The sequence below is a fragment of the Blastococcus sp. MG754426 genome, assembly GCF_021699055.1.
Classification (GTDB): domain Bacteria; phylum Actinomycetota; class Actinomycetes; order Mycobacteriales; family Geodermatophilaceae; genus Blastococcus.
In genome coordinates, this window is the sequence record NZ_SSXC01000098.1 from 1 (window position 1) to 13096 (window position 13096).

Consider the following 13096-nt stretch of genomic DNA (forward strand, 5'->3'; position numbering starts at 1 on the left):
AGCGCACCCTGCGCACCACCCTGGCCGACCTGCCCGCCACCCTCACCGAGCACGCCGTCCGCCCCCCCGCCGTCTGGGTCGTCGGGGAGGTCGCGGGGCTCACCGCGGAGGGCTAGGGGCCACCGGTCACGGTCGCGAAGACCACCGTGTTGTCGGTGCTGGTCCCCGCGGCGTCGTCGAACTCGCCACCGCAGGTCACCAGGGCGAGGTCGGCCTCGGCCGGGTGCCCGTTGAGCGCGTCGGAGAGCGCCGGGGTCGCCTTGTCCAGCCCGGTGAGCGGCTCGGCCAGCACGGTCAGCCGCAGCGCCGCGCCGACGGCGTCGCGCAGCACCACCTCGTCGCCCGGGCGGAGCTCGTGCAGCCGGTCGAAGACGGCGTCACCCCCGTCCTGCTGGTGCCCGAGGACCACCGCCATCCGCCCCGACCCCGGCGCCGGGCCGTCGGACCACCACGAGGTGGTCAGCATCGACTCGGGGACGCCGTAGCCCTCGACGGTGCGCCCGGTGAACGGGTTCTCGTAGGTCACCGTCCCGCGGTGCTCGACGGGCGCGTCGACGCCGATCGCCGGGATGGCCAGCCAGGCCGGCTCGACCGGCCCGGCGGCCGCCTGCTCGGACAGCGCGAACACGTCCTCCCCGGCCGGGGGGCGGGCGGTGACGACCCACAGCACCGCGAGCCCGGCCGCCAGGACGACGACGAAGGCCGCGGCGGTGCGGAGGTCAGGCCCCCGGGTCGGCCGCACGGCGGGACCTCAGCCAGCCGGCGCTCCCCGCACCGGCCGCGAGCGCGACGACGAGGCCGGCCACCGCCGGCGGCAGCCCGTCGCCCTCCGCGTCCCCGGCGGTGGGCGCGTAGCCCGGGTAGGACACCGGCTGGGCGACCGGGTGCTCGACCGGCGCGGGCACCCCCGGCGCGGGGACGTGCGGCTCGGGCTCGGCCGGGGGCGGGGGCTCCTCCCCGGCGGGCGGCGCGGGCACGCAGGTGGGCAGGGTCTCGGCCAGCAGCTGCAGCCCCTCGACGACGGAGGAATCGGCGAGCACCGCGGGGTCGAACGCCCCCTGCAGCTCCTCCCCCAGCCCGAGCAACCCCTCCAGCCCGCCACCGCCGGCCACCCCCTCGAGCGCCGCACCCAGCTCGGTGACCACCCCGACCAGCTGGACGGGCACCGCCACGAGGCCGGCGACGACGAGCTCGACGGACGCGACGATCCCGGCAACGCAGCTCTCCGGGAGCTGCAGCGCCGCGCCGAGCTGCTGGAGCGCCGCCTCCAGCTCGGCGGGGACCTCCACGGCGGGCACGGGGACGACCTCGGGCTCCTCCCCCTCCGCGGCCGGGTCCGCGCCCGCACCCCCACCGGGCAGCGCGGGCGGGGCGGCGGGGTCGCCGATCACCTCCTCCAGCACGTCGGTCACCGGCTGGAGCGGGTCCGGCGACGCCACCGGCTCCTCCGCCCGCGCGAGACCGGGGACACCCACGAGCGCGGCGGCGAGCCCGGAGGCGACCAGGGCCCGGCGGCCGCGCGGCCGTCCGGGGCGGGGCAGGGAACGCGACGACAAGGGGGCCTCCCGGAGCTCGTTACGTGTGACGCCACTTGCACAGCAGTAACGAGGGCCGGGAACGGCGGTGACGGAGCCGTCCGTCCTCCCGGAGCGTCGTCACTCCACGTATCCGACTTCTGGCCTGATGTCAGCCACCCGCGCGCCGGCGATGACACTTGTGCTCTCGATGTAGCACTCCTACTATCTGTCGCACGACAGCACGGAGGGGTGGGGCAGCGTGGACCCTCGGCAGGACGCGTCAGGCGGAGCGGTGATCCGGACCCGCGGGCTGCGGATGAGCTACGGCAGTCAGGAGGTCCTCTCCGGCGTCGACCTCGCGGTGCACCCCGGAGAGGTGGTCTGCCTCCTGGGTCCCAACGGCGCCGGCAAGACCACGACCATCGAGATCCTCGAGGGCTTCCGGCTGCCCTCGGCCGGGGAGGTACGGGTGCTCGGGGAGGACCCGGCGACCGCCGGTGACGCCTGGCGGGCACGGGTCGGGGTGGTGCTGCAGTCCTGGCGCGACCACGCGCGCTGGACCCCGCGCCAGCTGCTCACCCAGCTGGGCGGCTACTTCGAGCCGTGGTCGACCCCCGGACGGCCCCGCCCGTACGCGGTCGACGAGCTGATCGCGACCGTCGGCCTGACCGAGCACGCCGACAAGAAGATCGTCCGGCTCTCCGGGGGGCAGCGGCGGCGGCTGGACGTCGCCGTCGGCATCATCGGCCGCCCCGAGCTGCTCTTCCTGGACGAGCCCACCGCGGGCTTCGACCCGCAGGCGCGGCGGGACTTCCACGAACTGGTGCACCGGCTCTCCGACCTCGAGGGGACGAGCATCCTGCTCACCACCCACGACCTGGCCGAGGCCGAGAAGCTGGCCGACCGGATCCTCATCCTGACCAACGGCCGGATCGTCGCCTCCGGCAGCGCCGAGGAGCTCACCCGCCAGGTCGCCGGCACGGCGGAGGTGCGCTGGGCCTGCGGCCCGGACCGCTTCGTGCACCCGACCGACGACGTCGTCGGCTTCGTCCGCCGGTTGTTCGAGGAGCACGGCGACCGGTTGACCGATCTCGAGGTCCGGCGCGCCAGCCTCGAGGACACCTACCTGGCGATGGTGCAGCGCGCCGAGTCCGGCCGGCCGGCCGGGCCCGTCCTCGAGGAGGTCACCCGGTGAACGCCACCCGGCACGCGATCGGCCTGGGTCTGCGCCGCGGCTGGACGGAGTTCGTCCTGAGCCTGCGCAGCCCGCAGGACCAGGGCTTCTACCTGTTCATGGGCGGCGGCACGCTGCTCTACCTGTGGTTCAACCGGAACGGCGAGATCACCGCCGACGGGCAGTCCGTCCCGGTGGTGGCCTACTCCCTGCCGAGCATCCTGGCCGCCCTGCTCGCCTTCGGGGTCGTGATCGGCCCGGCCTACGCGCTGGCGATGGAACGGGAGGACGGCACGCTGCTCCGGCACAAGGCGGTCCCCCACGGCATGCAGGGGTACGTGACCGGCCAGGTGCTGTACCACTCGCTGGGCCTGCTGCCGATGCTGCTGGTCATCCTCGTGCCGAGCTTCCTGCTCTTCGACGACGTGATGGCGCGCGGGACCTCCGGCTGGCTCACCGTCGCGTGGGTGCTCGCGCTCGGGCTCCTCGCCACCCTCCCCATCGGGATGGTGATCGGCTCGCTGGTGCCCGGCGTCCAGAAGGTCGGCACCTGGGGGATGCTGCCGATCATCGTGCTCACCGCGATCTCGGGGATCTTCTTCCCCATCCAGGCGCTGTGGGGCTGGGTGCAGGCGGTCGCGCAGGTCTTCCCCATCTACTGGATCGGGGTGGGCATGCGCTCGGCCTTCCTGCCCGACACCGCGCTGGCGTTCGAGCTGGCCGGGTCGTGGCGGACCGGCACGACGGTGCTCGTACTGTCGGCGTGGGCGGTCGCCGGGTTGCTGGTGACCCCGCGGGTGCTCCGCCGGATGGCGCGGCGCCAGTCCGGTTCGCAGGTGGCCGAGGCTCGGGAGCAGGCGTTGCAGTGGGTGCACTGACCGGTGGCTGACGACCGCACCGGCGACGCCGTCCACAACCGGATCGCGCTCCTGCGCGCCGAGCAGCAGGTGACGCGGCGGGAGCTGGCCGACGCCCTCGGCGTCCACTACCAGACCGTCGGCTACCTGGAGCGCGGCGAGTACAACCCGAGCCTGCACCTCGCGCTGCGCATCGCGGAGTTCTTCGGCGTCCCGGTCGAGGCGGTGTTCTCGACCCGCCCCTTCCCCCGGATCACCGACCTGCACCGCCCGGCCCGGGACGACCCCCGCACCGCCTGACCGCACCCCCCGGGCACCGCCCTGCGGGAACGGGCCCCGCTGCGGTGGGGGAACTTCTTCAGATGTTGGCGCCGTCCGGGGGCGGGCCCTCGGGCAGCGCTGCGGCGACCCCCGACCCCGACAGCTCGGGGGCGTCCATGCCCACGCTGTAGGCGGTCATGGAGAGCGAGCCGTAGGCGTACCCGTCGACCAGCACGTCCACCGGGGCGTCGGTAGCCCCCGCCGCGCCCGCGACGTAGAGCAGCGGGAGGAAGTGGTCCGGCGTCGGGACGGCGAGGTCGAAGTCGCGGTGCCCGTCCAGCCGGCCGACGTCGGTGGGGTCGGTGAGCATGCACTCCTTGGCGGCCTCGTCGAACCGCTGCGCCCAGTCGAAGCCCGCGTCGGGCAGTGCCCGGCTGACGCCGCCGAGGTTGTGCACGACGTTGCCGCTGCCGATCAGCAGCACGCCGTCCTCGCGCAGCGGCGCCAGGGCCGCGCCCAGCTGCAGGTGGTAGTCGAAGGGCTTGAGCGCGTTGATCGACAGCTGCACGACCGGGATGTCGGCGTCCGGGAAGGCGTGCATGAGCACCGACCACGTCCCGTGGTCGATGCCCCAGCTGTCGTGGTCGGCGCCGACCCAGGTCGGGTGCACGATGTCGGCCACCTCCTCGTACAGCTCGGGCAGCCCCGGCGGCTCGTAGCGGACGTCGAAGAGCTCGCGGGGGAAGCCGAAGAAGTCGTGGATGGTCCGCGGCCGGGGCATGGCGGTGATCGCGGTGGCCTGCACGTACCAGTGCGCGGAGACCACCAGGATGGCCCGGGGCCGGGGCACGGAGCGGCCGAAGGCGCGCCAGGCCTCCGTGTAGCGGTTCTGCTCCAGGGCGTTCATCGGGTTGCCGTGACCGAAGAACGCTGCAGGCATGACGGGCATGGGCCCTCCCTGGTCGCTCGACTGCGGTCGCCCCCGCGATCATCGCCCCGACGACGGCCGAGTGCGAGGGCATGCGCGGTCCCGTCAGCCGCGCGCCGCCGCGTCCTCGAGCAGGACCTGCCGCTCGGCCGGTGGGCGGCGGGGGCAGGAGAGGCAGGTGCCCCCGCCGGGCAGCCGGTCCACCAGGCAGCAGGACACCCGGGCGGTGAAGCGCACCCCGTCGACGTCGACGTAGCGGGGGGCCGGCAGCGGCGCACCCACCGCCTCGGCCAGCGGGGCGGCCAGGGCGGTGACGGCGGGGACGTCGCCGAGGGCCCGCCCGAGGGTGAGCAGCCCGTTGGCCAGCGAGTCGGTGGCGATCGCCCACAGCGGGCGGGGTCGCATCCGGCCGGCAGCGGCCACCGCCGGGACCACCACCGTCAGGCACTCCCGCAGCCCGGCGGCGGGGTCCTCCGCGGGGGCGGCCGAGACGGCGGCCGCGGGCAGCCCGCCGGGTCCGAGGACGACGGCGGTGTCGGCCGGGCGCGCCGACAGCGGGCGCCCGACCGCGAGGCCGGCCAGCACCGGGGCCATGAGCACCGCCGACGCCGAGTACCACCACACGGTCGCGTGCACCCGCGGGGTCCCCCCGCCGCGGGCCGAGCGCTCGGCCAGGACCCGGCCGAGCCACGCCGGGTCCGCGAGCCGGCCGGCCGGCACCGCCGGTGCCCCCTCCGGGGGCACCAGGCCGAGGGCCGCGGCCCCCGGGATGCGGGCCACGACCTGCGCCTGCGGACCGCTCACCGGGCCAGTGTGGCCGGTCGTCGCTCCGCGGGGCGCACGGGGCAGACGACCGGGCACCACGGCCATACGGTGTGTCGTGGAACACGCCGCACCGCCGCGACAGCACGCGGCGCCGGATTCTCGGGAGGACCCCATGAGCGAAACGACCCAGGTCGGCGGCCGGAGCTTCGCCCCGCCCGAGGCCCTCGCGGCCCAGGCGAACGTCGGCCCCGACGTCTACGACGAGGCCGCCCGCGACCGGCTGGCGTTCTGGGAGTCCGCGGCGCGCCGGCTGACCTGGGAGGAGGAGTGGGACACGGTCCTCGACTGGAGCAACCCGCCCTTCGCGAAGTGGTTCGTCGGCGGCAAGCTCAACGTCGCCTACAACTGCGTCGACCGGCACGTCGAGGCCGGCCACGGGGAGCAGGTCGCCTACCACTGGGAGGGCGAGCCCGGCGACACCCGCACCATCACCTACGCCCAGCTCAAGGACGAGGTCTGCAAGGCGGCCAACGCCCTGGTCGAGCTCGGCGTGCAGGCCGGTGACCGGGTGGCGATCTACATGCCGATGATCCCGGAGACGATCGTCGCGATGCTGGCCTGCGCCCGCATCGGCGCCGTCCACATGGTGGTCTTCGGTGGCTTCTCCGCCGACGCGCTGGCCAGCCGGCTCGACGACGCCGGCGCCGTCCTGGTCATCACCGCCGACGGCGGCTACCGCCGCGGCGCCCCCAGCGCGCTCAAGCCCGCCGTCGACGACGCGGTGGGCCGCAGCCCCGGCGTCCGGAACGTCGTGGTGGTCAAGCGGACCGAGCAGGACGTCGAGTGGGCCGAGGGCCGCGACCTGTGGTGGCACGACGTGGTCGGCCGGCAGTCCGCAGAGCACACCTGCGAGTTCTTCGACGCCGAGCACCCGCTCTACATCATGTACACCTCGGGCACGACGGCGAAGCCGAAGGGGATCCTGCACACCTCCGGCGGCTACCTGACCCAGGTGGCCTACACGCACTGGGCGACGTTCGACCTCAAGCCCGACACCGACGTCTTCTGGACCGCGGCCGACGTCGGCTGGGTCACCGGCCACAGCTACATCGTGTACGGGCCGCTGGCCAACCGGGCGACGTCGGTCATGTACGAGGGGACGCCGGAGACCCCGCACCGCGGCCGCTGGTTCGAGCTGATCCAGAAGTACGGCGTCACGATCCTCTACACGGCGCCGACGGTGATCCGCACGTTCATGAAGTGGGGCGAGGACATCCCCGCCGGCTTCGACCTCACCTCCCTGAGGCTGCTCGGGTCGGTCGGCGAGCCGATCAACCCCGAGGCCTGGCTCTGGTACCACGAGCACATCGGCGGCGGCCGCTGCCCGATCATGGACACCTGGTGGCAGACCGAGACCGGGGCGCACATGCTCACCCCGCTGCCCGGCGTCACCAGCCTCACCCCGGGCTCCGCGCAGCACCCGTTCCCGGGCATCTCGGCGAAGGTCGTCGACGACGAGGGCAACGAGCTCAGCGACGACTCCACCGGCCTGCTGGTGCTCACCGAGCCGTGGCCGTCGATGCTGCGCACCATCTGGGGCGACGACGACCGCTACGTCGACACCTACTGGTCGCGCTTCGGCAAGGACGTCTACTTCGCCGGGGACGGCGCGAAGAAGGACGCCGAGGGCAACATCTGGCTGCTCGGGCGGGTCGACGACGTGATGAACGTGTCCGGCCACCGCATCTCGACGACGGAGGTGGAGTCCTCGCTGGTGGGGCACCCGACCGTCGCCGAGGCCGCCGTCGTCGGTGCCAGCGACCCCACCACGGGTCAGGGCATCGTCGCCTTCGTGATCCTCCGCGGGAACGCCGAGGACTCCGGCGACGAGCTGGTGCAGGCGCTGAAGACGCACGTCGCCAAGGACATCGGCCCGATCGCCAAGCCGCGCCAGATCATGGTCGTGCAGGAGCTGCCCAAGACGCGCTCCGGCAAGATCATGCGGCGGCTGCTGCGGGACATCGCCGAGAACCGCGAGCTGGGCGACGTCACCACGCTGACCGACTCGTCGGTGATGAACATGATCAAGGAGAAGCTGCCCGCCGCCCCCGCGGAGGGCTGACCCCCGTAGGCACAGGAAGCTCTCCCTGCGTCGCGGGCGTCCCCGCCGCAGGGGAAGCTTCCTGTGCCCCCCTTTCCGAGGGACCGGGACGCGGTCCCGGGACGGATGGGGCACCATCGTCCTGACCAGCACCGTCCCGACCGGAGGAGGAGCCACCCGTGGCCCACAGTGTGTCGACCACCCGCACCGACGGCAGCAGCGCGGCGGCCGAGCCCTCGATCGGCACGCTGGTGCAGAGCGCGATGGCCGACGTCTCGACGCTGATCCGCGGCGAGGTGGAGCTCGCCAAGTCCGAGATCGGCGCGTCCGCGAAGAAGGGCGCCATCGGCGGCGGGATGTTCGGGGCCGCCGGCGTCGTCGCCGCCTTCTCGATGTTCTTCCTCTTCATCGCCCTCGCCGAGGGCCTCACCGCGCTGGGCGTGCCCCGCTGGCTGTCCTACCTCATCGTCTGGGTCGCGCTGCTCCTCGTCGCCGGCCTGCTCGCGCTGATCGGCAAGCGGATGATCAAGAAGATCGAGAAGCCCGAGCGCACGATCGAGTCGCTGCGGGAGCTGCCCGAGGTCATGCACCGCGAGGCCCCCGGCGCCCGGCGCCGCGACGTGCCCACCGTGAGCGGTGGCAAGGTGCAGCTGCGCGGCAACGAGCCCTACCGGGTCTGAGACCGGTGACCGTCCCCCCGGACGGCCGTCCCGACGCGATCAGCGTCCTGCTCCCGGGTCCGTGGGCCCACCGCGACATCTCCGCCAACGGCGTACGGCTGCACGCGGCGGAGGCCGGCGACGGGCCGCTCGTGCTGCTGCTCCACGGGTTCCCGCAGTTCTGGTGGACCTGGCGCGCCCAGCTCACCGGCCTGGCCGAGGCCGGTTTCCGCGTCGTGGCGCCGGACCTGCGCGGTTACGGGGCCAGCGACAAGCCGCCCCGCGGCTACGACCTGCCCACCCTCTCCTCCGACGTCGCGGCGCTCGTGCGGGCGCTGGGTGAGCGCGACGCGGTCGTCGTGGGCCACGACTGGGGTGGCCTGCTGGGCTGGACGGCGGCCGCGCTGCACCCGCGGGTGGTGCGCCGGCTGGTCGTGGTCTCGATGGCCCACCCGCGGCTGCTGCGGGCCGGCCTGGCCGACCGGGGGCAACGGCGGGCCCTCCGTCACGCCCTGGGCTTCCAGGTGCCGCGGCTGCCGGAGCGGCGGCTGACCCGCCTCGACGACGACCCGGTCGCCGACCTGATGCGGCGCTGGGCCGGGCCGGAGTGGGCCCGCACCGCGGACTTCGCCGCCGCCGTGGAGCGCTACCGCTCGGCGGCCCGCATCCCGCAGGCGGCGTACGGCGCGATGGAGTACTACCGCTGGGCCGGCCGCTCGCAGCTGCGGCCCGACGGGCTCCGGTACGCCCGGCGCATGGCGGCCCCGGTCACCGCCCCGACCCTGCAACTGCACGGCGGGGCCGATCCGTACGTCCTCCCCCGGACGGCGAGAGGGTCGGGCCGCTACGTCGCCGGGGCCTACGAGTGGCGCGAGCTCCCCGGCATCGGCCACTTCCCGCAGGAGGAGGCCCCCGAGGAGGTCACCCGCGCCATCGCCGACTGGGCGCGGTGACGTGCTGGAACGGCCCCGCTGCAGGGACCCGCGCCGAGCGGAGCGAGGCGTGGGGGGCAGGTGACGTGCTGGAACGGCCCCGCTGCAGGGACCCGCGCCGAGCGGAGCGAGGCGTGGGGGGCAGCGGGGTCCTTCTACTCGCAGGGCCCGGTCGGGACCTCGGTGCGCGCGACGCTACCCGCCTCGGCGGCCCGGGCGACCTGCGGGCCGGTGAGGGCGTAGCCGGTCTGCGGGTCGTCGATCGCCGAGGCGAAGACCACGCCGAGGACGCTCCCGTCGGGGGCGAAGAGCGGCCCGCCGGAGTTGCCGGCGCGGACCTGGCCGAACAGGGCGTAGACGTCGCGGACGACGGTCCGCGTGTTGCGGAAGTCGGGCCCGCTGATCTCGCCGCGGTCGCGGACGCGGGCGGGGCCGACGTAGAAGTCCCCGCCGCCGGGGTAGCCCATGATGATCGCGTCGTCCCCGGAGTCCGCCGTCGCGGGGGCGAACCGCAGCGGCACCTGGGGCAGCCCCGGCACCGCGAGCACCGCGACGTCGACCTCCTCGTCCACGACGACCGGGACCGCGTCGTACTCCCGGCCCTCCGCGACCACCACCGGGTCCGTCACACCGGCCAGCACGTGGGCGTTGGTCATGACCCGCTCGGGCGCGTACACGAAGCCGGAGCCGTCGATCTGCCGCGAGCACGACGGCGCCACCCCGCGGATCCGCACCACCGACCCCTCCACCGACGCCACGACCGCGCTGTTCCGCAGCTGGGGATCGGGAGCCGGGACCTCCCGCGCCTGGGTGGGGGTGAGCGGGTCGAGGACGTCGGGCAGCCCCCGCCGGTCGATCGCCTCCCGCAGGTCCTCGTAGACCGCGCGCACCTCGTCGGGCACGGCGCGGTCCACGGCCTGCACCAGCGCCGACTGGCGCACCTGGCCGGCGACCTGGGGGAAGGGCGAGCTGGCCAGCGGGGAGGCGACCATCCAGGCGACCAGCAGCACCGCAGCCGCCGACACGAGGGCACCGGCCACGGAGTCGACCATCTTGGCCGGCTCCCAGGTGACCCGCGAGCGCAGCGCCCGGCCCGCCGCGCCGGCCAGGATCTGGCCGAGCAGCGCCCCGGCGAGCACGACCACGAGCGCGCCGAAGACCCGGCTGACGCTGGAGCCGTCGATCCGGTCGGCGACGGGCCCGGCCAGCTGCGCCCCGAGCACCGCCCCGCCGAGGAAGCCGAGGATCGAGGTGGCGGAGACCAGCAGGCCCTGCCGGAACCCGGAGAGGGCGAAGACCAGCGCGAGCGTGATCAGCAGCAGGTCGACCAGGGACACCGCTACCCGCTGACCGTCATGGTGCCCACCTGCCCGAGCTGGAGGTGGAAGGTGCAGGCGAACGGGTAGTCGCCGGGCGTCGACACCTCGAACTCGATCGTCTTCTCCTCACCGGCGGCGAGCATGGAGATGCCGGCGTCGATCGGCTCGGGCAGCTCCGCGTCGGTGAACTCGAGGTTGTGCGGCATGTCCTCGCCGACGTTCACCACGGTCAGCCGCACCGGCCCCGGCGCCACGGTGAAGGTGTCCGGGGTGAACACGTAGTCGTCCTGCGTCTGGAGCGTGACCTCCTGCACGCCGTCCTCGGCGACGGTGACCTCGCCGAGCCCCTCGGGGACCGGCGCCTCGGGCGCCTGCTCCGCCGCACCGCCACCGCCGCCACCACCGCAGCCGGTCAGCAGCACCAGCGCGGCGGCGAGCGCCACGCCCCGGCCCCGTCCAGCGGATCGCCACGAGCGTGCGGACGGTGCGGGAGCCGGGGTCCTTCTGCTGCTCATCGGGGCCGAACCGTACGCGCCGCGGGCCCGTCGGGCGCGGGATCGGCCACCGTCGGCGCGGCGCTGTCACCGGCCGGGTCGTCGTCGCCGGAGCCGGGCAGGGTGTACGGGCGGAGCCGCTCGGGGTCGATCGGCCGGACGTCGGTGGCGTCCCACGGCCGGGCCAGCCCGGCGGCCTCGAGGATCGCGTCGAGCAGCCCGGCGGTGAAGCCCCACACCTCCATGTCGGCGACGCAGAACGCCGGCCCGACGTAGCCGGCCGGGTGCCGCACCCGGTAGCGGTTGGCCGGGTCGACGAGGTCGGCCAGGGGCACCCGCGCGACGCGGGCCACCTCGTGCGGATCGCCGACCGCGACGTCCCGCGGGTCGTCCCACCAACCCACGACGGGGACCACCAACCGGTCCGACGGTGGCAGGAACAGCTCCTGCAGCGTCGCGACGACGCGGACGCCGTCGGGGTCGATGCCCGCCTCCTCGTGCGCCTCGCGCAGCGCCGTACCCACCGGGAAGTCGTCCCCCGGGTCGACCCCACCCCCGGGGAACGCGGGTTGGCCCGCGTGGCTGCGCAGGTGCGGGGACTTCTCGATCAGCAGCAGGTCGGGGCCGGCCGGCCCCTCGCCGAACAGGATGAGGACGGCGGATCGGCGGGCGGTGGTGGTCCGCTGCGGCATGCGGTGGCGCAGCGGGAGGTCGTCGGCCCGCGCCACCAGCCGCTGCAGGTACGCGGGCAGCCCGTCGGTGCCGGTCACAGCTGCACCCCCAGGTGCTCGGCGACCAGCCCCCGGAGCTCCTCCACCGAGCTCACCGGGCCCGCCTCGGTGTGCACCAGCGCGCCGGCGGCGTCGACGAAGTAGGTGAACGGCAGCGCGTTCAGGCCCAGCTCGGCCATCAGCTCGCCGTCGCCGTCGAAGGCGCTGGGGAAGGTGACGCCTGCGTCCTGGGCGAAGGACGCGGCCTGGGGCAGCCCGTCCTTGCTGATCACCCCGACCACCCGCACCCGGTCGCCGGCGGCCTCGGAGAACTGCTGCAGGAGCGGCATCTCCTCGCGGCACGGCGGGCACCAGCTGCCCCACAGGTTGACCACCATGGGCACGCCGGGGGCGCGGGCGAGGTCCAGGGAACCGCCCCCGGGGCAGTCGAAGGCCAGCGGTGGCAGGCGCTCGGCGCCGGTCGCCCCGGCGGCGGGCTGCTCCGGGCAGGCGGTCAGCACCGCGGCCGGGGACGCCGTCGGCGACGGCTCGGCGGCCGTCCCGCTCCCACCGGAGGTGCAGCCGGCCACGGCGAGCAGCGCGACCGCGACCGGCACGAGGCGGCGCATCACTCGGTGTCCGAGGCGGCCGGCGTCTTCACCAGCTTGACGGCGAGCTCGGGGTCGACCGGGCCGATGCCGAACGAGGGGCACCACTGCGCCAGGCCGCACGCCCCGCAGGCGGCCTTCTTCGCGTGGCACACCCGGCGGCCGTGGAAGATCACCCGGTGGCTGAAGTCGGTCCACTCCTTCTTCGGCACCAGCTGGGCGATCTCGGCCTCGACCTTGACCGGGTCCTCCTCCTCGGTCCACCCGAACCGGCGCACCAGGCGGCCGAAGTGGGTGTCGACGGTGAGCCCCGGGACGCCGAAGGCGTTGCCCAGCACGACGTTCGCCGTCTTGCGCCCGACGCCCGGCAGGGTGACCAGGTCGGCCATCCGGGCCGGCACCTCGCCGTCGAAGCGCTCGACCAGCGCCTGGCTCAGCCCCAGCACCGAGTTCGCCTTGGCCCGGAAGAACCCGGTGGGCTTGAGGATCGTCTCCAGCTCCGCCCGGTCGGCGCCGGCGAGGGCGACCGCGTCGGGGTACCGCGCGAACAGCGCCGGCGTCACCTTGTTGACCATCTTGTCGGTGGTCTGGGCCGACAGCACGGTGGCGACCAGCAGCTCGAAGGCGTTGGTGAAGTCGAGCTCGCAGTGCGCGTCGGGGTGGATGACGGCCAGCTCGCGGGCCATCCGGCGGGCCCGGCGGGTGCGGGCCAGCGGGGTCTCCGCCGGGTCGTACGGGGACGCCCCGGTCAGGGCGGCGGGGGTCGGGCGG

The 13096-nt window shown here is 74.7% G+C and carries 15 protein-coding genes; 6 read left to right on the forward strand and 9 right to left on the reverse strand.

Going from position 1 to position 13096, the window contains the following annotated elements:
* Window positions 1-112 precede the first annotated feature (112 nt).
* The gene (locus tag E9549_RS20830; RefSeq protein ID WP_236828503.1) at window positions 113-742 is read right to left on the reverse strand and encodes a class F sortase; all 630 of its coding nucleotides are present in this window, start codon (window positions 740-742) and stop codon (window positions 113-115) included.
* A complete protein-coding gene (locus E9549_RS20835; protein WP_236828504.1) occupies window positions 720-1556 on the reverse strand; it encodes a hypothetical protein in 837 nt (278 codons plus the stop codon). Before E9549_RS20835 ends, E9549_RS20830 begins: the two co-directional genes overlap by 23 nt.
* 253 nt (window positions 1557-1809) lie before the next feature.
* On the opposite strand from E9549_RS20835, the gene E9549_RS20840 reads away from it, so the two are divergent.
* The 3 genes from E9549_RS20840 to E9549_RS20850 are packed head-to-tail and all read left to right on the forward strand — an operon-like array spanning window position 1810 to window position 3848.
* The gene (locus E9549_RS20840) at window positions 1810-2712 is read left to right on the forward strand and encodes an ABC transporter ATP-binding protein (RefSeq protein WP_236828505.1); all 903 of its coding nucleotides are present in this window, start codon (window positions 1810-1812) and stop codon (window positions 2710-2712) included.
* A complete protein-coding gene (locus tag E9549_RS20845) occupies window positions 2709-3569 on the forward strand; it encodes an ABC transporter permease (protein WP_236828506.1) in 861 nt (286 codons plus the stop codon). Before E9549_RS20840 ends, E9549_RS20845 begins: the two co-directional genes overlap by 4 nt.
* Window positions 3570-3572: 3 nt before the next feature.
* Window positions 3573-3848, forward strand: coding sequence for a helix-turn-helix transcriptional regulator (locus E9549_RS20850; RefSeq protein WP_236828507.1), 276 nt, complete (start codon window positions 3573-3575; stop codon window positions 3846-3848).
* 58 nt (window positions 3849-3906) lie between these two features.
* On the opposite strand, the gene ygiD is transcribed toward E9549_RS20850, so the two are convergent.
* Window positions 3907-4758: a 4,5-DOPA dioxygenase extradiol gene (ygiD, locus tag E9549_RS20855; protein ID WP_236828508.1), complete on the reverse strand. Its 852-nt coding sequence runs from the start codon at window positions 4756-4758 to the stop codon at window positions 3907-3909.
* A gap of 84 nt (window positions 4759-4842) precedes the next feature.
* Complete coding sequence (locus E9549_RS20860) at window positions 4843-5541, reverse strand: (2Fe-2S)-binding protein (RefSeq protein ID WP_236828509.1); 699 nt, start codon at window positions 5539-5541, stop codon at window positions 4843-4845.
* A gap of 133 nt (window positions 5542-5674) precedes the next feature.
* On the opposite strand from E9549_RS20860, the gene acs reads away from it, so the two are divergent.
* From acs to E9549_RS20875, 3 genes are all read left to right on the forward strand, one after another.
* Window positions 5675-7624: an acetate--CoA ligase gene (acs, locus tag E9549_RS20865; protein ID WP_236828510.1), complete on the forward strand. Its 1950-nt coding sequence runs from the start codon at window positions 5675-5677 to the stop codon at window positions 7622-7624.
* A gap of 158 nt (window positions 7625-7782) precedes the next feature.
* Complete coding sequence (locus tag E9549_RS20870; protein WP_236828511.1) at window positions 7783-8283, forward strand: phage holin family protein; 501 nt, start codon at window positions 7783-7785, stop codon at window positions 8281-8283.
* Window positions 8284-8288: 5 nt separating this feature from the next.
* Window positions 8289-9215 (forward strand): alpha/beta fold hydrolase, encoded by a 927-nt coding sequence (locus E9549_RS20875; protein WP_236828512.1) that lies wholly within the window; start codon window positions 8289-8291, stop codon window positions 9213-9215.
* Window positions 9216-9349: 134 nt separating this feature from the next.
* Here E9549_RS20875 and E9549_RS20880 read toward each other — a convergent pair whose 3' ends face one another.
* The 5 genes from E9549_RS20880 to nth all read right to left on the reverse strand — a co-directional run.
* The gene (locus tag E9549_RS20880) at window positions 9350-10531 is read right to left on the reverse strand and encodes a MarP family serine protease (RefSeq protein ID WP_236828513.1); all 1182 of its coding nucleotides are present in this window, start codon (window positions 10529-10531) and stop codon (window positions 9350-9352) included.
* A 2-nt stretch (window positions 10532-10533) separates the two neighbouring features.
* Window positions 10534-10956 (reverse strand): plastocyanin/azurin family copper-binding protein, encoded by a 423-nt coding sequence (locus E9549_RS20885; protein ID WP_236828514.1) that lies wholly within the window; start codon window positions 10954-10956, stop codon window positions 10534-10536.
* Between the two features lie 68 nt (window positions 10957-11024).
* Window positions 11025-11777, reverse strand: a complete 753-nt coding sequence (locus tag E9549_RS20890) for a CoA pyrophosphatase (RefSeq protein ID WP_236828515.1) — start codon at window positions 11775-11777, stop codon at window positions 11025-11027.
* On the reverse strand, window positions 11774-12346 hold the full coding sequence (locus E9549_RS20895) for a TlpA disulfide reductase family protein (RefSeq protein ID WP_236828516.1): 573 nt from the start codon (window positions 12344-12346) through the stop codon (window positions 11774-11776). The genes E9549_RS20890 and E9549_RS20895 overlap by 4 nt, the downstream gene beginning before the upstream one ends.
* Window positions 12346-13096 (reverse strand): endonuclease III (nth, locus tag E9549_RS20900; protein WP_236828517.1); only part of this gene is annotated, 751 nt, incomplete at its 5' end. The genes nth and E9549_RS20895, both read right to left, overlap by 1 nt.